This is a genomic window from Yaniella soli, from assembly GCF_054782375.1.
In genome coordinates this window covers 82107-105032 of record NZ_BAAGSP010000006.1, presented here as the reverse complement: position 1 = coordinate 105032, position 22926 = coordinate 82107, and the positions used below count along the sequence as shown (strand labels likewise).

Genomic DNA, 22926 nt, shown 5'->3' with positions numbered 1-22926 from the left:
CGGTCATTTTTGAGTTCTCGGTTAGAACGAGCGCTGATCTGGTCCGTGGTAGGCGGACAGTGGACGAATCAAGGCGTTGTCGGCGCGCTGTTCGATGATGTGCGCGGTCCAACCCGTAATGCGTGACGCAATGAATAGCGGGGTGAACATGTCGGTGTCGAAGCCCATCAGGTGATAGGTCGGGCCGGCCGGGTAGTCCAGGTTCGGCTGAATGTCTTTTGCCTCGGCCATGGCTTTCTCCAAACCATCGTACAGGCCCAGCATTTCGTGACGACCGTAGTACTCGATCATCCTGTCGAGCGCTTCCTTCATCGATGGCACGCGAGAGTCACCGTTCTTGTAGACGCGGTGACCGAAGCCCATGATCTTTTTCTTCTCGGCCAGTGCGGCTTCCATCCATGCCTTGGAGCGGGTCGCGGCTTCGTCGCGAGATTCGTTTTTGTCGATACCGATCTCGTTGAAGGTGTGCATGACGGCTTCATTGGCACCGCCGTGCAGCGACCCTTTCAACGCACCGATTGCCCCGGTGACGGCCGAGTGCAGGTCCGACTGCGTCGAGGTGATGACACGTGCGGTGAACGTCGAAGCGTTGAAGGAGTGCTCGGCGTAGAGCACCATCGACACGCGGAAGGCGTCGACGACTTCTGGCGCGTATTCTTCGCCGAAGGTCATCCACAAAAAGTTCTGTGAGTAATCCAGGTCATCGCGTGGTTCTACGACGTCGAGTCCGCGGCGACGGCGCTGGTCGTAGGCCACGACCGCGGGAAAGGCGGCAAAGAGTTCTTTGGCTTTGCGCAGTTCAACCGATGGGTCGTCATTTTCGGCATCGTCGTGGCGTGCACCGATGACGGAAACTGCAGTGCGTGAGACGTCCATCGGGTGGGCGTCTTTGGGCAACAGGTCGATGGCTTCTTTGACGGCCGGGTCCAGGGCGCGGTTAGCGCGTTCCAGCTTGATGAACTCGTCGAGTTCGGCCTCGGATGGCAGTTCGCCGTGCCACATCAACATCGCAACTTCTTCAAACGATTTGTGGGTAGCCAGGTCCTGGACCGGGTAACCGCGGTAGAGCAGCGAGTTTGTGTCAGGATTGACTTTTGAGATGGCGGTGGAATCGGCGACAACACCGACTAGGCCTTTTCTAATCTCTTCGGACATACATTCTCCAATCAGAGGGTTTCGGCGTTGGCTTCGATATCCAGACCGGGTACTTCGAAATTGAAAATACCCGAGTCAAACGCGTTGTAGTCTTCGTATTCTACGAGCTCGTAGAGGCGAGACCGGGTCAACATCTGGTCTACGGAGGCATTTTGTGTACCGTCAGCGTTAATAGTATCCAAAACCCGTTCGGCGGCCCCCATTGCGCTACGCAATAGCGTAACCGGGTAGATCACCATGGCCACACCGGCATCAGCCAGTTGCTGACGTGTGAACAGTTCGGACTTGCCAAACTCTGTCATGTTCGCCAGGACGGGCACGTCGACGGCATTGGTGATCGTCTCGAATTCGGAGAGATCCTTCATTGCCTCCGGAAAGATCGCATCTGCGCCGGCGTCCACCATCGCTTTGACACGGTCCACCGCGGCGCTCATGCCGTCAATACCGCGGATGTCGGTGCGCGCCATGATGAGGAAGTTGTCATCGATGCGGGCATCGGCAGCTGCGGCGATCCGCTGGGTCATCGTCGACGTATCGACGACGGTTTTGCCGTCCAGGTGGCCACAGCGCTTGGGCAATACCTGATCCTCGATGTGCATACCGGCCAGGCCAGCGTGCTCGAGTTCCTGGATGGTGCGTGCCAGGTTCATGGGTTCACCGAAACCGGTATCGGCATCGACCAAGGCGGGCAGATCCGTCATCCGGGCAATCTGTCCGGCACGATTGGCGACCTCAGGCAGTGTGGTCAGACCGATGTCGGGCAGGCCCAGATCATTGGCGAGCACCGCACCCGAGATGTAGACGCCATCGAAATTTTTCTCTTCGATGAGTCGTGCAGACAGCGGGTTGAATGCACCCGGGAACTGGCGGGCAGCTCCGGCGGTGAGCATCTTGCGCAGGGCGACACGTTTTTCGGCGGGACTGACTTTCGAATACAGCATTAGAAGAGTCCTTTCGGTGCCTCGGCCGCGTTGATGTAACCGGGCTTGGCGACCACGTTGAGCTGGTCGAGTTCACCAGCTTTGAGGTCATCCAGGCGCTCGACGGCGTCCAGGAAGCGCGTGATTTCGGCTTCTTCAACGATGCCTTCGGCAAGCATGCGGAATTTGTTGATGTACTGTTCGCGCTCGAATGGGCGAGCACCGAGCGGATGGGCGTCGGCGACGGCGATGTCGTCGGTAATGACGGTGCCGTCTTTCATAGTGATCTCCACCGAACCGCCAAATGCCTTCTCGTTGAGGTCCAGCGAGTGGTAGCGGCGGGTCCATTCTGGATCTTCGACGGTTGAGACCTTGTGCCACAGTTCGACGGTGTCTTTACGCTGTGCGCGCTCTGGAGCGTATGAGTCGACGTGGTGCCATGCGCCGTCCTGCAGTGCGACGGCAAAGATGTACATGATCGAGTGGTCCAGGGTTTCGCGTGAAGCGGTTGGATCCATCTTTTCTGGGTCGTTGGCGCCGGTACCGATCACGTAGTGGGTGTGGTGCGACGTCTTGATCAGGATGGATTCAACATTGGCCGGGTCGGTGGCTTCTGGGTGCTCTTGGTTGAGCTTACGAGCCAGATCGATCCAAGCTTGTGCTTGGTATTCGGCCGAGTGTTCCTTGGTGTAGGTGTCCAGAATGGCGCGTTTGGCTTCGCCTTCCTCGGGCAGCGGCACGGTGTAATTGGCTTCTGGGCCATCCAGCATCCAGGCGATGACGCCGTCTTCACCTTCATAAATTGGGACGGGTGAGGTCTGGCCGCGCAGTGCACGGTCGATGGATTCAACGGCCATCTTGCCGGCGAATGCTGGCGCGTGTGCTTTCCAGGTGGAGATTTCGCCCTTGCGAGACTGACGGGTGGCGGTGGAGGTATGCAGGGCCTGGCCAACGGCCTGGAAGATCGTTTCGGTATCGGCGCCCAGCAGCGTGCCGAGACCGGCTGCGGCTGACGGGCCCAAGTGGGCAATGTGGTCGATCTTGTGCTCGTGCAAGCAGATCGCTTTGACGAGGTTGACCTGGATTTCGTATCCGGTAGCAATACCGCGAATCAACTCGTGACCCGATTTGCCGGCGTGCTCGGCTGCGGCCAAGATGGCCGGAATGTTGTCTCCGGGGTGCGAGTAGTCCGCGGCCAAGAAGGTGTCGTGGTAGTCGAGTTCACGAACGGCCACACCGTTGGCCCAAGCGGCCCATTCCGGGGAGACTTTCTCGTCAACACCGAACACGGAAGATCCGGACCCGCCGGTGGATGGTGCGTGCGTGGATGCCTGTGCGCGCGCCGACACAATAGGGGCACGATTCAACGAGGCAACGGCAACCGAAGCGTTATCGATGATGCGGTTGATGATCATGTCTTTGACTTCGTCAGTCACTGCGACCTCGTCAGCGGCGACCTGAGCGATCTTGTACGCCAGCTGGTCTTCGTGCGGAAGATGCTGCGCGGATGGGTAGACGCGTACTTCGTGGTTAATCATGACGTCCCTTCGGAGTTTCTGCATGGGTGAGAATGTGATCCAGCGACGCCTGCAGGTGCATGGTCGTCGCTGCACTGGCTAACAGTGGGTCTTTTTTGGCGATTGCCTCGGCAATCTTGGAATGCTCTACCGCGGAGGCGGCGAGACGGGTGGGATTATCTTTGGCCATTCTGCGGACGCGCGCCAGGTGCACGCGCAAATTTGAAAGTGCCGTGGACAAATAGCTGTTACCGGCCGCGGAGTCGATGAGTTCGTCCATGGTGTTAATCAGCTGGTAGTACGGTCCGGGGTCTTCAAGAATCTGGGCGTTTTCGGTGACGGCGTGGAATTTCTGGGCCAGTGGGCCAAACTTCGCAGCATGGTCACTGGTTGCGGCCAATCGGGCTGATTCGGTTTCGAGTACTCTGCGCAGCACGAACATATCGGCCAGATCGTCCAACGATACATCAGAGACGACGGTCCCCCGCCCCCGCTGTGCATCGGCCAGACCATCGGCGACCAATTTCGCCACGGCTTCACGCACCGGGGTGCGGGACACCCCGAGACGCTCTGAGAGGTCAACCTCGGCAAGCACCGAGCCGGGTGGCAGATCCCAATTCAGGATGTCCCGGCGCAGTGCTTCGTAGGCTCGTTCACTGGCACGCATACCCTCAGTGTATACATAGAGCCGAGTCGTTGGCCAGCCACCTAACATCTGGGGCACAATCATCGCGATCCTGTATACACTCCCCGCGTGATTGTGGTCGGGTTCACGTCAGATACTCTAACAACTCCGCGCACCCGATCGCGCGGCGACCTCTACACTGGAATGGCACATGACACCTGGCGCAAACATCGAGCAGTGGGAGTAGCGCGTGACGATACGCATCATCACAGTGGGCAAGCGACACGAAGCGTGGGTCGCAGATGGCATCGAACGTTTTGCCAAGCGACTGAAAAAACCCTACGACATCGAGTTCAAGCTGGTGCCACACACCACCGCCGGCGAACAACGGTCTCGTGATGAAGAGTCTGCTGCGATTCTGAAGCAAGTTCGTGCACAAGACCACGTGATGCTGTTGGACGAACGGGGCACAAATTTCCGTTCTCCGCAGCTGGCGGAGCACCTGCAACAGCTTTTTGATACTTCGCGCAGTGTGGTGTTGGTGATCGGTGGTGCCTACGGTGTCAATGATGAGCTGCGAGCGCGGGCCGATACGGTGTGGTCGCTGTCGAATCTCGTGTTTCCGCATCAGCTGGTGCGGTTGATGGTAACCGAGCAGATTTATCGCGCGCAGGAGATTTCCGCCGGTAGGCCGTATCACCACCAGTAGTCTGGTGCCATGACAGATTCGGTGCCGGCAGCGTTTTCTGATGCCACACGCTCTTGGTTTGAGCGGTCTTTTGATGCGCCGACCAGAGCCCAGTTGGGTGCCTGGGAGACGATTAGCTCCGGGGAGCATGCATTAGTGATTGCTCCGACGGGGTCGGGGAAAACGCTGGCGGCCTTCTTGTCTGCCATCGACCGGCTGATTACCACCCCGACCGAGGGTAAGCACCGCACCAAGGTGCTCTACATTTCCCCGTTAAAGGCGTTGGGGGTCGATGTTGAACGAAACCTCACGGCCCCGTTGGTCGGCATTACACAAATGGCTCAGGCCCAGGGGCTCGAGGTGCCAGAGATTCGCACCGGCGTGCGTTCCGGAGATACTTCGGCGCGGGATCGTCGTCGGCTCATCACCGATCCCCCAGAAATTCTGATCACCACACCCGAGTCGCTGTATCTGATGTTAACGTCAAAGGCTCGTGAGACGCTGGCCGGGGTAGAAACGGTGATTGTCGATGAGGTTCATGCGTTAGCCGGCAATAAACGCGGCGCGCACCTGGCGGTGTCGTTGGAGCGGTTGGATGCACTGTTGGAGCAGCCGGCGCAACGCATTGGGATATCGGCGACGGTGCGCCCGGCTGAAGAAGTCGCACGGTACCTGGGCGGGGTCCAACCGGTCCGCGTCGTCGATGGGGCCGAACAGAAACGTTGGGACATCACCGTTTCGGTGCCGGTGACCGACATGACCCAACCGGATGCCGGAGCCTCACCCGAAGAAAATACGTCGATGTGGCCGCACGTGGAAGCGCGCATCATGGAGATCGCCGCGCAGTATCGGTCGATGATAGTGTTTGTGAATTCGAGACGCTCGGCGGAACGACTCACCGAATCGCTCAATGAACTGTGGGAGCACGGTGAGGACGCGGAACAAGAATTTGCGCGAACCCACCACGGGTCGATGTCGGCCACGGCCCGCGCCGAGGTCGAAGACGGCTTGAAATCGGGCACGCTGCGGTGCGTGGTAGCCACGTCTTCATTGGAATTAGGCATTGACATGGGGGTTGTGGATGCGGTGATCCATCTGCAAGCTGCACCAACGGTCGCGGCGGGTCTGCAGCGCGTGGGGCGTGCCGGACACCAAGTGGGTGAGGTGTCCATCGGCTGGTTCTTCCCGCTGCACCGGGGCGATGTTGTCGACGCTGCGGTGGTCACCGAGCGCATGATGACCGGCGAAATTGAGGCCATCGAGATCCCGGCCAACCCGTTGGATATCTTGGCGCAGCACACCATCGCGGCCGCGGCCATGGATGAGCTGGTCGACCAAAAGTGGCTCGATGTGGTGCGTCGTGCCGCGCCGTTTACCACGCTGTCCATGGATGTGTACGCTTCGGTGCTGGATTTACTGGCGGGCAAATACGTCTCGGATGAGTTCGCCCAGTTGAAGCCGCGCGTGGTGTGGGACCGCGAAGCCGGCACCATTACGTCCCGCCCCGGAGCCCAGCGGTTGGCCGTCACCTCGGGAGGGACCATTGCCGACCGCGGGCTCTTCGGGGTCTATCTGGCTACCGAATCCGATGCGGCCAAGCGCGTGGGCGAACTCGATGAAGAGATGGTGTACGAATCTCGGGTCGGCGAAACGATCATCCTGGGCGCAACCACCTGGCAAATCGAAGACATCACCCATGACCGCGTGTTGGTCACCCCGGCATTTGGACGCCCCGGACGTCTGCCCTTTTGGCGCGGCGACCAACCCGGCCGACCCCTCGAACTGGGACGCGCCACCGGGGCATTTCGACGTGAAGCACTGGCGGATCCCAACATCGCCCAGCGGTTGCGCGCCGCAGGTTTAGATGACAACGCCCGGACCAATCTGCTGAACTATCTGACCGAGCAGCGCGACGCGACCGGACATCTACCCACCGACACCACGATCGTCGTGGAACGATTCCGCGATGAACTCGGCGACTGGCGCATCATTTTGCACACTCCGTTTGGCAAGGGTGTGCACGCACCCTGGGCGTTGGCCATCTCTGAGCGGGTTAAAGCCACCTATGGGTTCGATGCCAATGCGATGGCCGGTGACGACGGGATCATCGTACGCGTGCCCGCCACCGATGCCGAACCGGCGGCCGCCGATATCTTTTGGTTCGACCCCGAAGACCTGCGCGACCAACTGCGACAGCACGTCGGCGGATCGGCCCTGTTCGCCGCGCATTTTCGTGAAAATGCGGCCCGGGCGCTGTTACTGCCCCGACGCGACCCGGGCACACGCACACCGCTGTGGCAACAACGCCAACGCGCCGCGCAACTCTTAGCCGTGGCCTCAAAGTATCCGCAGTTTCCGATTATTTTAGAAACGGTGCGCGAAGTCCTCCAGGATGTCTATGACGTCGACGGGCTCATGGAGGTCCTCGAGCAGGTTCGTACCCGGGTGCTCCGCGTGGTCGAGGTACAGACGCCGCAGGCCTCGCCCTTCGCCCAGACCTTGCTGTTCGGGTATACCGCGCAGTTCATGTACGAAACCGATGCACCGCTGGCCGAGCGTCGGGCTGCGGCACTGTCGCTGGATCCCGGCCTACTGTCCCAACTGTTGGGTCAGGATATGCTGCGCGAACTGCTCGACGAGGACGTCATCGCGCAGGTGCAAGCCGACCTCCAGCACACCTCAGCGTCGCGTCGGCTGCACGGAACAGAAGGTGTCGCGGATCTGCTGCGCCTGTTAGGTCCGTTGTCCACCGCCGAGTTGGCCGCGCGACTACGCGAGGATGACGACGCCGTCGACGAGGCAACCGCCGAGCACCTGGTGGAACAGTTGGTCGCGGACAAACGCGCGATTGCCGTGCGCATGGGGCCGGCACACTTGTGGGCCGGCATCGAAGACGCACCCCGGCTGCGCGATGGTCTGGGCATACCACTGCCCATGGGCGTCCCGGCAGCCTTTTCGGATGCGGTTGATGATCCACTGGGCGATCTGGTGGCCCGCTACGCCCGCACCCACGGCCCATTTACCGCACCACAGGTCGCCGCACGTTTCGGCATCGGTCCGGTCATCGCCCATCAAGTGTTGCAACGGTTAGCCGCCCAACACCGGGTGACGCTGGGCGCGTACTTACCGAATCCGCCGGCCGGTGAGGGACCGGTGGCCACCGATGAATGGTGCGACGTCGACGTGCTCGCCCGGATCCGGCGGCGCTCACTGGCCCAGCTGCGTGCCGAAGTCGAACCCGTCGAACATGCCGCCTATGCCCGGTATCTGCTGGCACAGCACCAAGTGATGCCCACACCACAGGAACGCGGGGTCGACGGATTGGCGATCGTGCTGGATCAGCTCACCGGTTTCGCTGCACCCGCGCAAGTCTGGGAAGCCGCCATCCTGCCGGCACGCGTCGACGACTACCGGCCCGCAATGCTCGATGAGTTGCTGGCCACCGGGCAGTTTGTGATGGTCGGGGCCGCGGACCAGTCGGTGGCCTTCCACCACGTCGATACGGTCGACCTGACACTGCCCATCCGGCCCACCGATGAGCGACAACCGATCCACGATGCCATTATCGAAGCACTGACCGATACCGGTGGCTGGTTCTCCTCGGCGTTGACGGCGCAACTGGATGCTCCCGGAGAGGATGTGTTGGCGGCCCTGTGGGATCTGTTCTGGGCCGGGGTGGTCACCAATGACACGTTCACCGCGGTGCGTGCCACCTATGCGAAGTCCTCGACGCGTGCTCCGACGCAACGCACAGCCCCGCGACGCCAAGCACGCTTGCGTCGGCTCAACCGTCTGGCGCCCACCGCGCATGCTGCTCGCAATCCAGACCCGCCAACCGCGGTGGGTCGCTGGTCGCTCCTGCCGCAACGCACCGATGAAAACACTGCTGCCCTGCACGCTCAGGCCGAATACCTGCTGGACCGCTACGGCGTCATCACCCGAGGGGCCGTCACTGCCGAAGCCCTGCCCGGCGGGTTCTCGGCATACTATCGGTTGTTATCCAAGATGGAAGAGTCGGGACATATTCGGCGCGGGTATTTCATCGAGGGGCTGGGTGCCGCACAGTTTTCCACCGCGGCGACCATTGATGCGCTGCGCGCATATGATGACGACCCCCGCCATCCACAGGCCATCGGCCTAGCCGCAACCGATCCGGCCAACCCGTATGGTGCCACCCTGGACTGGCCCGCAACCGATGGGCATCGTCCCGGACGTAAGGCCGGTGCCTACGTTGTGCTCGTCAACGGTGAACCGGTGCTGTATTTGGAACGCGGCGGCAAGACAGTATTGCAGTTTGGCGAGCAACACCTCGCCGCGGCGGCAAACGCGCTGGTCGACGCGCTGCAGCGCGCCAAGGTCGACAAGCTGGCGGTCTCGACGGTCAACGGCGAACCCATCACGGGTACCGAGCTCGCCTCACACCTGGTCGATGCCGGGTTCTACACCACGCCCAACGCGATACGGTTTCGGGCCTAAACTAGCACCATGCCCACACCACCATTACCTGTTCGCGACGGCGTTGGACCCACTCGCCTGCGCATCCCGGCTGACGTCGAGACGACGGTCGTGCAATTTTTACGCGCCCGATTTCCGCATCTGGGACACGAGGCGTTGGCCTCACGCATCGCGGTCGGTGACATCGTGGGCAATGACGGTACCCGCATCACCGAGCACACGCCCGCCAGCGCGCACGAGTTCATCTGGTATTACCGCTCGGTGCCCGATGAACAGCGCATTCCCTTCGATGTCCGGGTGCTCCACCAGGACGAACACCTGGTGGTGGCCGATAAACCACACTTTGTACCGACAACGCCGGGCGGCCAGTTCCTGCAGGAAACCGCGCTGGTGCGGTTGCGCAACCAATTGGGCATCCCCGATCTAGTCCCGCTGCATCGATTAGACCGTGCCACCGCCGGGGTGTTGTTATTCTCTCCGAATCCCGCAACTCGTGGCGCCTATCAACAACTCTTCGAACACCGTCGCGTCACCCGCCAATATCGTGCCGTGATACAACTGCCCGCCCCCGCCGAATTGTATCTTGAGCGGTTCCCACTGACGTACCGAAATCGCATTATCAAAACCAAAGGGATCATCAACGCCGAAGTCGAAGCCTATGCTCCGCGTGCATCTGGACGGCTTGAAGCACCCCGGATCGGCAAGCGTCGGCGAAGCCACGCCCCCACCACCGGACCGAATGCCGTCACCGACATCACCTTGGTGTCGTACCAGCTCAACGATGACGGGGCGCTAGCCCATGTGGCGCTGCACCCGCGGACCGGTCGCACGCATCAATTACGCATCCATTTGGCAGCGCTAGGACACGGGGTACTGCACGATCGGTTTTACCCCGAACTGCTCGAGCACCGTGCCGATGACTACACCAAACCGCTGCAATTATTGGCGGATGGATTAGCATTTGCGGACCCGCTCACCGGTGAGCACCGGTCGTTTACTTCCCAGCAGACACTCAGTTTCGCACCGTACATTGAACCCGGCCCCATTCACCCGAGCCACTAAAGCGTGTCAGCTCGTTGATTTAGTGTCCCGGGCAGTAAAATGGGCAGACTTATTTAATGGGCAACACCGGGCGGTGGGAGGAGCGTGCACGTGACCGAAAGTTCGTCAGATTCATCAGATGCGTTATCACGACTGAAAAACCAGCCTTCTGCCCCCGCTGAACCACAGGCTGATGAGACCGTCGAGTCCGATGTCTCAGCGGTTCCGGTGCCCGAGCGGAAGACGACTAAGGCACCCAAGGAAGAAAAATGGACCTTACGTGATCGGTTCAACGCGTGGCTGGATTCATTTCGTGGGCCGACCCAGGACGATATTGAGCAGGCGATAGCCAATACACCAGATCGCATTCAGGCCCGCTGGCAAAAACTCCAGGATGATCGCCGTGCAGCGCGTCTCGCGGAAGCACGCGCACAACAATTGGCCGCCGAAGTGGAAGAAGCACGCCAAGCGTTGGAAGAGCAGTGGGAACGCGAATCGGAACGGATGGCTGAACTCGAATACGAGCAGGCCCTCGAGGCACGTCGTCGTCAACAAGAGCGCGAAACTCAAGCCCTGTTGCGAGCCGCACGCCGCCTGGAGTCCGATGACATTCCGAGACCGGACAATCGGCCGATGTTACAACAGCCCGACGAGTACCTCTCCGACGAGGAGCTGTTCGAGCGCGCCCAGCAGAACCTGCCCGAGTGGCAGCGCCTGGATCGCATCGTCAACAAAGCACGCTCGATCGAAGCGGAAACCCCGTCACCGCCTCCATCGGCAACCGATGAAGCACGCGAGGAAGCCGAAGATTTCGTGCTGCCGTTTCGTAAACCGGTCACGGATAATCCAGACCCGAAGCAGCTCGATGGGTTTCGTCGCATCACGCTGAGTATCAGCTGGGTACTGTTTGTGGTCGTTGGGCTGTTCAGTCTGGGCTGGCTGGGACCGTGGCCGTCGATGATTGAAGCACACGACGGACTCTATGGTGGTTCAACCTCGCTCATGTCGATGGCCTTCTGGCACGTCGCGGCATGGCCGTTGTTGTGGGTCGCCATGCTGTTATACACCCTGTATCAGTGGGCACCGTCGCAGTATTCGGCCGTCCGGAATCGCACGACCGCGTGGTACGTGTCCAATGCGATGCTGTTGGCGGCCGCCACGAAACTGCTGGCGCATTTCCAGGACGTCGGCCTCGAAGTGATCACCTCGATTGCTGCCACCGTGTTACTAGCTCGTGCGGTGGGCAGCTTGAACAGGTACACCGAACGCAACGCCAAGGAACGCTTCCTCGTCGATATGCCCATCGGCGCCTTTACCGGTTGGATGCTGATTTTTTCGGGCACCACCGTCTTCACCGCGATGGCGTCGTGGAACGTGTTGGATCTCTTCTGGATACCCGAAACAGTGTGGGCCATCCTCGCCATAGTGGTCTTGCTCATAGTATTGTCCCGGCTGACATTGACCGGTCGCGGCCGCATGTCGATTGCCATCGGGTTCAGTTTCGGGATGGCCGCGATCATCGGCACCCGGCTGTTTGGTGAAGACGCATCATTCATTCTGGTCGGTGTCGCACTGCTTGGATCATTCGTTGTGCTTGCCGCCACCGAGAATCGTCGCTATCAAATTTCGATCGCGGAGAAACAGGCCATCGAGCACCTCGTCTATGCCGATGATGCTGAGGACCGCTAGCTAGACTGCGGCTCTAAATGGGGATCCAACGGCCACCGCGCCGCAGTAATAGCCGTGGCGGGCCAGTCGTCGCAACGGCCGACACTGCGTCGCCCATGGCAGCGCTGACACGATGGGCATCTCCGTCGTCAGCAATATGAAACCGCACCACGATTTGCGGGACATTTGACAAAATCTGAATGTCTGTCTGTTCGACGGTTGCAATCGATGACACTGCGGCAACGGCCGAATCCATGACCTCTTCTGGACCGTGACCTGGATAAACGTCGCCTATGGGCAGGATCGCTCGGTATGAAGGCATGGACCCAATTGTAGTTGTAGAGTGGAGGCCATGACGGTTCGAACTCCAGACCCGAATCCCGGGTGGCTAGATGAAACGGAATTGGCCGCGGCCCGCGCACGGTTGCCGATGGTCTATGTAGAAGCAATCCCTGTGCGCCTCGATGAACATGGCCGCGTCGTAGAAGTTGGACTGTTGTACCGGGCCGATGCGTCCGGGACATTCCGCTACACCTTTATCTCCGGCCGTGTGCAATACATGCAACCCATTCGCGATGCCCTGATGCGTCACCTAGAAAAGGATTTGGGCCCGCTGGCGATGCCGCAACTACCCATGACGCTGACACCCTTTACAGTGGCCGAGTATTTCCCGTACGGTTCGACGTCAGGCCTCACTGACGAACGCCAACACGCCGTCGCGCTGTGCTACGTTGTGCCGGTTCGCGGTGACACCGAACCACGCCAAGACGCCCTGCAGGTCGCCTGGTTGACCCCGGACGAAGCACTGTCTACCGATGTGCAACAAGATTTTGAAGGCGGTCGCGGAAAACTTGTGACCCAGGCGATGGCCTGGGCAAACTGGGGCGTCTAACCTATGACAGGAGGTAGCTATGACTAGCATCGATATTGGTGCACCGGAAGATTTCCCCATCGAAGAAGGCGTCTATATCGGCCACGATGTGACCGGTGGCGAACCGATCGCGGTATTTCGCACCGATGAAGGCATCTACGCACTCAATGACCGCTGCACCCACGGCAACTACTCGCTTTCCGAAGGCTGGGTCGAAGACGAAACCGTCGAATGCCCGAAACACGCGTCGAGTTTTTGCCTGGCCAACGGCAAGGTACTGAACCTACCCGCCACTCAGGATGCACCAACGCACAAGGTAGAGGTCGTCGACGGTCGTGTCATGTTGACCCCGGGAACCGATGCCTAACACCGTCATTATCGGAGGCTCAGTGGCCGGATTCTCCGTGGCCGCGGGCCTGCGCGACGCCGGATACACCGGGGGCGTGACGATCATTGACCCGCACGAGACCGCGCTGGACCGTCCACCACTGTCCACCGAATATTTGGTGGGTGACGACGTCGAACTGGCACTTGCCCCGGACCAATGGTTCGTCGACAATGCAGTCACCTGGATACAAGATACGGTCCTACGCTTGAACCAACGACCAGCTCACGGCAGCAGTCGTCTGGTCGTCGAGACGCTCACGGAGCAGGTCGAAGCGGATGAGGTGGTCATCGCAACGGGAGCCGTGCCGAAAACCCTGGAACTCGACAAACCGGTGTATACGCTGCGGTCGCTAGCCGATGCCGACGCGCTACGCGACGCATTGCGGCCCGGCACATCAGTGGCAATTGCCGGGAGCGGGTTACTTGCACCCGAGCTGGCGACATCGGCCAAACATCTTGGGGCCAACGTCACCGCGTTTACTCCCCAGGTGCCGGCGACCCAGATTTTTGGAGAGCTTGCCGACGTTTTATACACCACGATGACGGAACAGGTTGAGGTCGTCCCCCGCCGGCTCACCGTGAGCGAAAACCTCGACCATTTTGATATTGTCATCGCCGCGGTCGGTGTTGAACCCGCCGTCACAGTTGCCGAAGGCTCCGGAGTGAGCATTGATGACGGGATCGTCGTTGACGACGGCTACCGCACATCGCTCGCCGGGGTGTATGCCATCGGGGACGTCTGCCGCAAACACGGTCAGTCCCGCCAGGATCATTGGGATCACGGGCGGGCCTCCGCAGCCCGGGTGGTACATACCATCATGGGTACTCAGCCCGATGCCCCAACTCCGCAGTGGGTATGGTCCGACCAGTTTGGCCATGACGCCCAGGCAGTCGGTCGCGTCATCCCGCAGGCTCACGAACAGCTCGTCCACCGCGGTGACAACGTCATCTTTGTGGTCGATGGAGACCAGCTCATCGGGGCGGCCGCCGTCGACGATCGAAAGGTGATTCGAGCAGCCACACGGATGATCACTCGCGGAATTGCCGTCGACCCAGACCAACTGGCCGATGTTGAGATGTCGCTTCGTCAACTGTTGCGGTGAGCATATGAGTTTGGTCCGCCGGGCGTTTGCCCATCAACGCATTGCTGACACCCATGCAGCCTGGGCCATTTTGCGTGCTCAAAACGGGCACATCGTCCTGGCAATCCTGGAACAGCGACTCGCGGGCGAACAGCGGCAAGTCCCTGCGCCCGAACTGTTTGAGCAGGTCACAGAGGATCTCGAAGAACTCCGGTCAGAAGGTTTTGAACTTCCACGCACTGCCCAGGAATATGTCTCTGACTGGCGCCGCTCCGGTATTCTGATCAGACGCCCCAGCACCGAGCAGCGAGAAGAAACCTTCGAACTCTCCCCCGGTGCCTTGGCAGCCATGCAGTTCGTTGACGAATTACACACGCCACGCCGGACCGTGACGGAATCACGCTTAGCGACCATCCAGAATCTCATGTCGAAGTTAGTGGTCGATACCGACCCGGACATCACGTCACGGCTGGCCACCCTCGAAGCAGACAAAGCGCGCATCGAAGAAGAGATTCAGCGTCTTTCCGAAGGTGAGATTGACGTCCTCGATCAGGAGAAAGCCACCGAACGCGTCGCCGAAATCCTCAACTTGGTCACCGAGGTGCCCTCCGACTTTGGTCGTGTACGCCAAGAAGTCGAAGGTCTCAACCATGATTTACGCGAAAAACTCATCGACTCGGATGACGCACGCTCAGCCGTTCTAGAAGATATCTTTCGTGGTGTCGATATCCTGGCGGATTCCGATGCTGGGCGATCGTTCTACGGGTTCTATGCGTTACTCTTGGACCCAGAACGCGGCATGGAATTCGAAGATGCCATCCAAACGATCACCGAACGCGACTTCGCTGAACACCTTCCACCGCCGCAAATGCGTGCCCTGCGCGGGATGCTGCCGGTCCTTCAAGAGCGGTCCACCGAGGTGCACCAAATTCTCACGTCCTTTAGCCGGAGCCTTCGTCGCTTTGTTCAAACACAGCGCCTGACCGAAGAACGCCGACTCAACCGCGAGTTACGGGCCGCGCTGAAAGACGCGATGCGAGCGTCGGAGGTCGTGCGTGCCACCACCGAATTCGATGTGGAGTTCCAGCTATCTCGGCTGCCCCAGATCTCATCAATCTCGTCGCTACGGCTCAAAAATCCTGGTGACTACCGCGTCGAGACGTCGCTAGAAGAAAATTCGACGGGTATCGTCTCGTTAGAAGAAATCCAACAGCTGGCGCGCACCATGGATATCGATATGACCGAACTCGAGACAAACGTCAATACCATGATCACCGAACATGGGACCGCCACCATCGGTGAAGTCCTGTCAGATTTTCCGGCGACGCAAGGCATCGCTTCAGTCGTCGGACTCGTCGTCTTGGGCCAAGAACATGGCAAATGGCTGGCAGGCAATACGGAAGCCGTGGCGTGGGATGGCCGCAGCGGTCACATCGAAACGTTTCTGTTTACCGAAAGGATTCCGCAGTGACCGAGAATGCATTCCCCGACCCTCTCGTCCCTGAGCCGGAAACACCCGACGACGGACGGCTATGGGAGACCGATACCGGCACGCTGCATGAACAATCACGCCGCGCTCTGCTGCAATTGCTGCGTGGCCCATATATTTCGGCGGACCGACATAGCAAACTGTGGACCCGAATTCTGGTCGACGAAACCATGATCCGCTCACGGTTAGCTGACCTGTTTCTCACGCTGGTGGTGGATCATGAACGCGAAGTGGCGTTTGTACGAAACGTCGACGAAGTGGACGCTCCGAGGGTAGTACGGGCACAGAATTTGACCCATATCCAAACAATATTGTTATTGCATTTGCGGCAACGGCTGATGCAAGATGCCGAACAAGCTCGTGCAGTCGTAGACGAAGGCGAGACGATAGAACAGTTAGCGGTCTTCGAAGGTGTGGGTGGGACCGACCCGGCACAATTTGAGAACCGTATCCGTTCGGCATGGAACAAGTTCACGGATCTGGGCATCCTCTATGAAACGACTACCCCGGGCCGATTCGAGATCTCACCGGTGCTTGCGGTGATCTTTGGGGCAGAAGAAATCACCGCTATTCGGCGCGAGTACGACAAGATCCTCACCGAGCAGCTTCCATTCGAAGATGAAGCCAACGACGACGAGGAAGATGATCAATGACCACACAATCCACGATCTTCCCCGACCAATGGCGCATGAATAAAATTGAAGTACTCAACTGGGGTACCTTCCAGAATCATTGGGAAATTCCCATTACCCGACAGGGATTTCTTATCACCGGTCCTTCGGGTTCCGGCAAGTCGTCACTGTTAGATGCGGTCTCGTCAGTGTTGGTGCCGCGCGGTGAGATCCGGTTCAATGCTGCTGCCCAGGCAGGGGCTGCTCGTGGGCCGCATGCGCGCAGTCTCGTCTCGTACGTGCGCGGCGCGTATCGTCGGGCCACCGATGTTGAGACCGGTGAAGTCGTCAGCACATATCTGCGAGAACAAGCGACGTATTCCGCGGTCAAACTGAGTTTTTCCAATGGCACCGATGCTGCCCCCATCGTGTTGATTAAGCTCTACTACCTGCGCCGCGGCGCCATGCAGAACGCTGATGTCCAAGAGCAATCGATCATCCTACGGGACGACCGAAAACTCACCGAGTTCGCGCAGTTCATTGATGCTGGCATCAATGTGCGACAGCTCAAACGTGACGTTGCCGAAGCTGAGCTGATCACCGATCGGCACTCCACATTTTCGAATCGTTTCAAACGCATTCTGAAGATCTCCGGCGATAACGCGCTCAAGCTGCTGCATCGAACCCAATCCGCCAAGTCCTTGGGCAATCTCGATGACCTGTTTCGTTCCTTCATGTTGGACGAGCCAAAAACCTTCCAGCTCGCCCGGACTGCTCGAGAACAGTTCCAGGAATTATCGCAAGCACACAGCACCGTCGTTGATGCTCGTGAACAACGCGATGTGCTCCAACAACTTCGTGAACCCGCCGAAGCCTACGAGGCTGCGCAGTCCAGAATTCAACGCACAGAATATTTGGTCTCTGGCATTGACGACTACACGGCGCTGACCAAACATGATCTGATCACCAAAGAAATCGAACATGCTCGGTTGAAGTTAGCGGAACACCGCGACGCGTTTGAAACCGCAGAGCAACGTCGCAGAGATGCGACTGACGACCATACGATCGCCAATCAGGAGTTGTTGGCCGCGGGTGGCGGGGCTCTGCAAACGTTGGAAGATCGTGTTGCAGCACAACAAGACCAGGTGGCAGCCACCCGACAAACACGAAACGATCTCCAGCAGCGCCTGTTGCGCGTCAGCATTGAACTGCCATATAAGCGACGTGATTTTGATGAATTGCGAGCCCAAGCAGCTCAAGATGCGGCGAATGCGACCACACGCCGTGAAGAACTCCAACACCAGCTGTATGACGTCACCAAACAACGCGGTCACAACGAAGACTCCCGCAAGGCATTGCAGGCCGAGCTCAAATCACTACAGGCTTCGCAGTCCAATATGTCGCTGCCGCTCCAACGGGCACGCCAGATCATTACACAGGCGGCTGGCCTGCCGGAACAGACGTTGCCATTTGCCGGTGAGTTGATGGAAGTTCGGCACGACTACCGAGACTGGACCGGCGCCATCGAACGTGTCCTGCGTCCATTCTCAACAACGCTGCTCATTCCGCAAGCACACGCAACCAAAGTGTTGGAGGCCGTTGATAGCCAGCATCTTGGCACGCGGTTAGTCTCCCAGGTCGTGCCGTCGTCGGATCCACAGCCTAAGCGTCTTCAGTATCCAGAGTCCGTCGTGAACCGTGTGGCGGTGGCCGACCATGCGATGCAGCCCTGGATCTATGCGGAACTGACCCATCGTTTTGATTACCAGGCGGTCGAAAAAGCCAGTGAATTTGGCAACTATCAGCGGGCTGTGACACGAGCCGGTCAGGTGCGTCGTGGTGCCAATCGCTATGAAAAAGATGACCGGCACAAGGTCAATGACCCAACCCATTGGGTCATGGGGTTTAGTAACAACGAAAAATATGACAGTTTCTCCGAGCAGCTCCAAGAGCTCACAGCACAAGATGAGCAGCTAGAACAACGGCTCGAGAAAATTGTGCAGCGTCAGAACCATGAACAGTTGCGGTTGCACTTGCTGGAAGATATCGAAACACTGCGTTGGGAGGCCATCGATGTCGTCACCGCGGAGATGCGGCTCGATGAGTTACAAACAAAGCTCGTCGATTTGCAATCGTCAAACAGTGATCTGTTGGAGGCGCAACGGCGCTTGACCGAAGCGGCTTCGAAAAAGACGGCCACTGAGAAAGCGTACGAGGAGAAACTCCAGACCCGTATCGCCTCAGAAAACCGTGTCAGCTCGTTAGAGGCAGCACTGGATGAGTTGGACACCCAAGTGCAGTCACTTGAGGTCGCAGACGATCTCACGGCCGAACTCGACGCACTGTTCTTGGAGGTCTCTGAAACACGACGCCTGAGCCACGAGAAGGTGGATCGGGTTTCGCGTCAAGTATCGACGCGATTGCATAAACAGCAGCACGAACTCGAACGCGCTGCCTCTGATGCAGCTTCGAAATTCCAAGGTCTCGCCCAAGAGTTTCGAACCCGTTGGGAAGCCGTTGCCGCGAACTTATCGGTCTTTATCGACGACCGTGCCGGGTATCAACGCCTGCTGGAGAACATTATTTCTGATGGACTGCCCCGCTTTGAGGACCGCTTCTTTGACCTGTTGCAAACACAGTCGCGCAATAACGTCGCAAACCTGGCCAGCGAGATTCGTGGCAACTTGGGTCGGGTCCAGGACCGTATCGCGCCGATTAACGAATCCTTAGCGCGCTCAGAATTCAATCCAAATACCTATTTGAACATCGTGGTGCTCAATAACCAAAACGAGAAGGCCCGCGAGTTCCTAGCGGACCTGCACGAGATTTCGTCGGGTTCATGGGCAGAACAGGACCGCGACTCGGCAGAGTCACGCTTCCACATCATGAACGGCATCATGCAGAAGATCGGCTCATCTGAACCAGCTGATGTGACCTGGGAACGACAGGTGCTCGACACCCGGTACCATGTGCGTTTCCGGGCTAAAGAAACCGACGGGGTTGGAACCGAAGTTGATGCATTCGATTCATCCGACGGGTTGTCAGGCGGACAACAACAAAAACTCGTGACATTCTGCCTGGCGGCAGCGCTGCGTTATCAACTAGCCGGTGTGGATGCTGATGTGCCCGGTTTTGCTACGGTCATGATGGATGAGGCCTTCGATAAAGCCGACAGTCGGTTTACGAGGTTGGCGATGGATATCTTCCAGGAATTTGGCTTCCACATGGTGCTAGCAACGCCGTTGAAACTGTTGGAAACACTCGATCAATACATTGATGGCACCGCGGTGATCAGTATCGAAGACGCCCGAAAATCGCGTGTCTCGTTGGTCACCGCAGATGCGCCCGGTAGCGCTCCTCAGTCGACACGAAACGGTGCGGTCAACAAAGCCAGCGAAGTCCAGACCGACACGGCCGATGAACAACAGTCTCCGGCCACAAACGGGGACGAACCCTCGACGACTGCCGATGCGGCCCCGCCGGTGCAACCTGAACCAGAGGGCTTATGGTAAAGCAGGTTACAACTACCGCTGCGATCGAACGGTTGAAGAAAACGTACCAGCGCAAAGCCGGCAGCTGGGCGCTGCAACACCTGGGCCATGAGACACCCGATGGCTCGGCTGCAAGTTTTCCGCTGCACCCGCCAACACAGCAACAGGCGATGGCCGACCAGCAGACGGTCATTGACTGGGTAGCCTCGTGGCGTGCACATCCCAAGCTGTCCGACGCGGTCGTCTGGGGCACTCGACACTGGTCGTTGCTGGGCCGCCAGGACGTCCCGCTGCGCCTAGAAATTCCAGCTGGCCATACGCTGGCAAGCATCATCGGTAAAACCGACCAGTGGACGAGTCTCTTGCGACGATTCGAGAGCCTGTTGGCCGCATTGGACTCGTCAGAGAACCTCCGCAGTGTGCTGGCCCGCGATGCTGATGGGATTGTCGCACTCACCAACATAGATTTTCAACGACTCGTGGACGTGCTCGTATGGCTTGGGCAGCACCCTGCTTCGGAGCTCTACATCCGACAACTGCCAGTACGTGGTGTTGACACGAAATGGATCGAGGCGAACCGTCGGCTCGTGACGGCCCTGCATCGTGCACACACCGGCCATATGAGTCTGGGCATCGCGACCGAACCAAGTTTGTGGCGCATCCGCCTGCTCGATAACACCCATCACATTGGTGCCCTGTCGGATGTTTCAGCACCGTTGGATCAACTGGCGGCACTGGATGTGAAGCCACGTCGGGTGTTGATCGTCGAGAATCTCATCTCGTTGCTGACGCTTCCCGCCATGCAAGATACGATTGCCATTTTCGGTCGCGGCACAGCCGTCCCGGAACTGGCGAAACTTCCCTGGCTGGCAAGCGCAGACGTCTATTATTGGGGTGATCTCGACACCCACGGTCTCCGCATTTTGCATACTTTCAGAGCGGCCGGGGTCGATGCCACGTCCCTCTTGATGGACCTGCCAACCCTGCAGCAATTCCACGACCTGTGGGCACAAGAGACCAAGCCGTTCACCGGTGATCTCGACCTACTGACCACATCGGAAGCAGCAGCCTACGATTATCTGTGTACCCACCCGGGCACACGGTTGGAACAAGAACGCATTGACTGGTCGCATGTACTCGAAATATTGCGAGCGCGAGGCTTCGTATTTGAGCGGCTAGACTAGCGTTCATGCCAAAACCCAGTGACTTTTCTTTTCGCCTCGGCACGCGTCTTGACGGTGCGCACGGCCGCACCGGTACGATTCATACTCCGCACGGCGATATTCAAACCCCAGCGTATATTCCAGTGGGAACCAAAGCCACCGTCAAGGCGGTACTACCGGAAGTCGTCAAAGACTTAGGTGCCCAAGCCGTGTTGTCGAATGCTTATCATTTGTATTTACAACCCGGCCCAGAACTGTTGGATCTGCACGGCGGCTTAAGTACATTCATGAATTGGCCTGGACCAACCTTCACCGACTCGGGCGGTTTTCAAGTCATGTCGCTGGGTTCCGGGTTCAAAAAGGTCATCGATATGACCGGCCCTGAGGCTCAAGGCAAAGTGGGCTCCGATGACGCGGTGGCGCCGGGCAAAGAGCGTCTGGCCAATGTAGATCATGACGGGGTCTGGTTCACGTCGCACATCAACGGTGACCGGCACCGGTTCACTCCCGAAATTTCGATGAACATTCAGCATCAGCTCGGGGCTGACGTGATGATGGCATTTGACGAGTTGACCACGTTGCATAATTCGCGCGGGTATCAGGTCGAATCGTTGGAGCGCACCCGCGGGTGGGCACAGCGCAGTCTCAATGAGCACGCAAACCTCACCCAGAGGCGTGCTGATCGTCCATATCAGGCGCTTTACGGCGTCATTCAGGGCGCCCAGTACGAGGATCTGCGTCGCAAAGCCTGCCAAGATCTCAGTGCGATGCGCACCGATTTCGACGGCACCGAGGCAGGTTTTGACGGCTACGGACTCGGTGGGGCATTCGAAAAAGAAAACCTCGGGACCATCGTGGGCTGGTGTGCTGAGGAACTCCCGGAAGACAAACCCCGGCACTTACTAGGGATTTCAGAACCCGATGACCTCTTTGCGGCAGTTGAGGCTGGTGCCGATACGTTTGATGCCGTCTCCCCAACCCGTGTGGCGCGAACCGGCGCATTTTATACCGACCACGGACGCATCAACTTACCGCGGGCACAGTTTGCTCGTGACCTGTCGCCGCTGCAGGAAGGCTGCGATTGCTACACGTGCCAGCACTACTCGAAGGCGTATATTCGGCACCTGATCAAGGGTGACGAAATTCTGTCGGGCACGCTGCTGTCAATTCACAATCTGCGTTTTACCATCCGGCTGGTGGACACCATCCGGCAAACCATCATCGACGGCGACTTCTACGAATTCAAAGACCACATGTTGGGCCGGTATTACTCGAAATAACTACTCGAGGAAACTCACGAGCTGCTCGAGGGCGATGGTGTGGCCGTTGCGACTGTCGTCAATCATTTCTCGTCCCACATATGACGTGGTCTGATCCGTGACGACCACACAGATACCGTCGACTTCCTGGATGAATTCCCAGGAGACCAGACTGCTAGCCAAGAGTTGTTCACCGATGCGAACCGTTTCGGTATACACGATCGTGTCTTCGGGCTCGATGAAGTGATACTCGATGACGCCATGAAACTCCATCGATCCGGGCGTACCACAGCGATAACGGGCACGCCCTCCCGCGTGGAAGTCGTCTGCGTCAAAGACCATGGATTGGCCCGCGGGCACGGACCACTGGCTTCGCACGGCCGTCTCAGCATAGGCCTGCCAGACCGCCGACAGGGGTGCCACGACCAGTTGTTCGAGGCGAACGGTGTCGTGGACAAGTGTTGACCTTTGCGAGACTGCATCCATTGCTACAGAATGGCCCTG

18 protein-coding genes are annotated in these 22926 nt (G+C 58.8%); 12 read left to right on the top strand and 6 right to left on the bottom strand.

Annotated elements, in window-relative coordinates; all coding sequences use genetic code 11:
* Positions 1-21 precede the first annotated feature (21 nt).
* From ACYVJT_RS04880 to ACYVJT_RS04865, 4 genes are read right to left on the bottom strand one after another with little or no spacing between them, the layout of a single operon-like run.
* On the bottom strand, positions 22-1155 hold the full coding sequence (locus ACYVJT_RS04880; protein WP_343956580.1) for a bifunctional 2-methylcitrate synthase/citrate synthase: 1134 nt from the start codon (positions 1153-1155) through the stop codon (positions 22-24).
* Between the two features lie 11 nt (positions 1156-1166).
* Positions 1167-2096, bottom strand: coding sequence for a methylisocitrate lyase (prpB, locus tag ACYVJT_RS04875; RefSeq protein ID WP_343956579.1), 930 nt, complete (start codon positions 2094-2096; stop codon positions 1167-1169).
* Positions 2096-3613, bottom strand: coding sequence for an MmgE/PrpD family protein (locus tag ACYVJT_RS04870; RefSeq protein WP_343956578.1), 1518 nt, complete (start codon positions 3611-3613; stop codon positions 2096-2098). Before ACYVJT_RS04870 ends, prpB begins: the two co-directional genes overlap by 1 nt.
* Complete coding sequence (locus tag ACYVJT_RS04865) at positions 3606-4259, bottom strand: GntR family transcriptional regulator (protein ID WP_343956577.1); 654 nt, start codon at positions 4257-4259, stop codon at positions 3606-3608. The genes ACYVJT_RS04870 and ACYVJT_RS04865 overlap by 8 nt, the downstream gene beginning before the upstream one ends.
* A 208-nt stretch (positions 4260-4467) precedes the next feature.
* Here ACYVJT_RS04865 and rlmH point away from each other — a divergent pair, with 208 nt between their 5' ends.
* The 4 genes from rlmH to ACYVJT_RS04845 all read left to right on the top strand — a co-directional run bounded on the left by rlmH (position 4468) and on the right by ACYVJT_RS04845 (position 12090).
* Positions 4468-4926, top strand: coding sequence for a 23S rRNA (pseudouridine(1915)-N(3))-methyltransferase RlmH (gene rlmH / locus ACYVJT_RS04860; RefSeq protein WP_343956576.1), 459 nt, complete (start codon positions 4468-4470; stop codon positions 4924-4926).
* Positions 4927-4935: 9 nt separating this feature from the next.
* A complete protein-coding gene (locus ACYVJT_RS04855) occupies positions 4936-9381 on the top strand; it encodes an Lhr family helicase (protein ID WP_343956575.1) in 4446 nt (1481 codons plus the stop codon).
* Between the two features lie 9 nt (positions 9382-9390).
* The gene (locus tag ACYVJT_RS04850; RefSeq protein WP_343956574.1) at positions 9391-10422 is read left to right on the top strand and encodes a pseudouridine synthase; all 1032 of its coding nucleotides are present in this window, start codon (positions 9391-9393) and stop codon (positions 10420-10422) included.
* A gap of 90 nt (positions 10423-10512) precedes the next feature.
* Positions 10513-12090 (top strand): TspO-related membrane protein, encoded by a 1578-nt coding sequence (locus ACYVJT_RS04845; RefSeq protein WP_343956573.1) that lies wholly within the window; start codon positions 10513-10515, stop codon positions 12088-12090.
* Between the two features lie 13 nt (positions 12091-12103).
* Here the strand turns inward: ACYVJT_RS04845 and ACYVJT_RS04840 are convergent, their stop codons facing one another.
* Positions 12104-12391, bottom strand: coding sequence for a hypothetical protein (locus ACYVJT_RS04840; protein WP_343956572.1), 288 nt, complete (start codon positions 12389-12391; stop codon positions 12104-12106).
* 30 nt (positions 12392-12421) lie between these two features.
* On the opposite strand from ACYVJT_RS04840, the gene ACYVJT_RS04835 reads away from it, so the two are divergent.
* The 8 genes from ACYVJT_RS04835 to tgt are packed head-to-tail and all read left to right on the top strand — an operon-like array spanning position 12422 to position 22443.
* Positions 12422-12961, top strand: coding sequence for an NUDIX hydrolase family protein (locus ACYVJT_RS04835; RefSeq protein ID WP_343956571.1), 540 nt, complete (start codon positions 12422-12424; stop codon positions 12959-12961).
* A gap of 19 nt (positions 12962-12980) precedes the next feature.
* Positions 12981-13307 (top strand): non-heme iron oxygenase ferredoxin subunit, encoded by a 327-nt coding sequence (locus tag ACYVJT_RS04830; protein ID WP_343956570.1) that lies wholly within the window; start codon positions 12981-12983, stop codon positions 13305-13307.
* Positions 13300-14430, top strand: coding sequence for an NAD(P)/FAD-dependent oxidoreductase (locus ACYVJT_RS04825; RefSeq protein ID WP_343956569.1), 1131 nt, complete (start codon positions 13300-13302; stop codon positions 14428-14430). The genes ACYVJT_RS04830 and ACYVJT_RS04825 overlap by 8 nt, the downstream gene beginning before the upstream one ends.
* A gap of 4 nt (positions 14431-14434) precedes the next feature.
* Positions 14435-15880 carry a DUF3375 domain-containing protein gene (locus ACYVJT_RS04820; RefSeq protein WP_343956568.1) on the top strand — a complete coding sequence of 482 codons (1446 nt, stop codon included), beginning with the start codon at positions 14435-14437 and terminating at the stop codon, positions 15878-15880.
* The gene (locus ACYVJT_RS04815) at positions 15877-16551 is read left to right on the top strand and encodes a DUF4194 domain-containing protein (protein ID WP_343956566.1); all 675 of its coding nucleotides are present in this window, start codon (positions 15877-15879) and stop codon (positions 16549-16551) included. Before ACYVJT_RS04820 ends, ACYVJT_RS04815 begins: the two co-directional genes overlap by 4 nt.
* The gene (locus tag ACYVJT_RS04810) at positions 16548-20021 is read left to right on the top strand and encodes an ATP-binding protein (RefSeq protein ID WP_343956565.1); all 3474 of its coding nucleotides are present in this window, start codon (positions 16548-16550) and stop codon (positions 20019-20021) included. The genes ACYVJT_RS04815 and ACYVJT_RS04810 overlap by 4 nt, the downstream gene beginning before the upstream one ends.
* Positions 20015-21184, top strand: a complete 1170-nt coding sequence (locus ACYVJT_RS04805; RefSeq protein ID WP_343956564.1) for a Wadjet anti-phage system protein JetD domain-containing protein — start codon at positions 20015-20017, stop codon at positions 21182-21184. The genes ACYVJT_RS04810 and ACYVJT_RS04805 overlap by 7 nt, the downstream gene beginning before the upstream one ends.
* Before the next feature lie 5 nt (positions 21185-21189).
* Positions 21190-22443 carry a tRNA guanosine(34) transglycosylase Tgt gene (tgt, locus tag ACYVJT_RS04800; RefSeq protein WP_343956563.1) on the top strand — a complete coding sequence of 418 codons (1254 nt, stop codon included), beginning with the start codon at positions 21190-21192 and terminating at the stop codon, positions 22441-22443.
* On the opposite strand, the gene ACYVJT_RS04795 is transcribed toward tgt, so the two are convergent.
* Positions 22444-22908 (bottom strand): SRPBCC domain-containing protein, encoded by a 465-nt coding sequence (locus tag ACYVJT_RS04795; protein WP_343956562.1) that lies wholly within the window; start codon positions 22906-22908, stop codon positions 22444-22446.
* Between the last annotated feature and the right edge of the window lie 18 nt (positions 22909-22926).

Excerpts from the sequence above, each read along its gene's own strand:
- ACYVJT_RS04810 (WP_343956565.1), top strand. The coding sequence starts at position 16,548 with ATGACCACACAATCCACGATCTTCCCCGACCAATGGCGCATGAATAAA.
- prpB (WP_343956579.1), bottom strand. The coding sequence starts at position 2,096 with ATGCTGTATTCGAAAGTCAGTCCCGCCGAAAAACGTGTCGCCCTGCGC.
- ACYVJT_RS04825 (WP_343956569.1), top strand. The coding sequence starts at position 13,300 with ATGCCTAACACCGTCATTATCGGAGGCTCAGTGGCCGGATTCTCCGTG.
- ACYVJT_RS04805 (WP_343956564.1), top strand. The coding sequence starts at position 20,015 with ATGGTAAAGCAGGTTACAACTACCGCTGCGATCGAACGGTTGAAGAAA.
- ACYVJT_RS04840 (WP_343956572.1), bottom strand. The coding sequence starts at position 12,391 with ATGCCTTCATACCGAGCGATCCTGCCCATAGGCGACGTTTATCCAGGT.
- ACYVJT_RS04795 (WP_343956562.1), bottom strand. The coding sequence starts at position 22,908 with ATGGATGCAGTCTCGCAAAGGTCAACACTTGTCCACGACACCGTTCGC.
- ACYVJT_RS04880 (WP_343956580.1), bottom strand. The coding sequence starts at position 1,155 with ATGTCCGAAGAGATTAGAAAAGGCCTAGTCGGTGTTGTCGCCGATTCC.
- ACYVJT_RS04835 (WP_343956571.1), top strand. The coding sequence starts at position 12,422 with ATGACGGTTCGAACTCCAGACCCGAATCCCGGGTGGCTAGATGAAACG.
- ACYVJT_RS04820 (WP_343956568.1), top strand. The coding sequence starts at position 14,435 with ATGAGTTTGGTCCGCCGGGCGTTTGCCCATCAACGCATTGCTGACACC.
- ACYVJT_RS04865 (WP_343956577.1), bottom strand. The coding sequence starts at position 4,259 with ATGCGTGCCAGTGAACGAGCCTACGAAGCACTGCGCCGGGACATCCTG.
- tgt (WP_343956563.1), top strand. The coding sequence starts at position 21,190 with ATGCCAAAACCCAGTGACTTTTCTTTTCGCCTCGGCACGCGTCTTGAC.
- ACYVJT_RS04830 (WP_343956570.1), top strand. The coding sequence starts at position 12,981 with ATGACTAGCATCGATATTGGTGCACCGGAAGATTTCCCCATCGAAGAA.
- ACYVJT_RS04870 (WP_343956578.1), bottom strand. The coding sequence starts at position 3,613 with ATGATTAACCACGAAGTACGCGTCTACCCATCCGCGCAGCATCTTCCG.
- ACYVJT_RS04850 (WP_343956574.1), top strand. The coding sequence starts at position 9,391 with ATGCCCACACCACCATTACCTGTTCGCGACGGCGTTGGACCCACTCGC.
- ACYVJT_RS04855 (WP_343956575.1), top strand. The coding sequence starts at position 4,936 with ATGACAGATTCGGTGCCGGCAGCGTTTTCTGATGCCACACGCTCTTGG.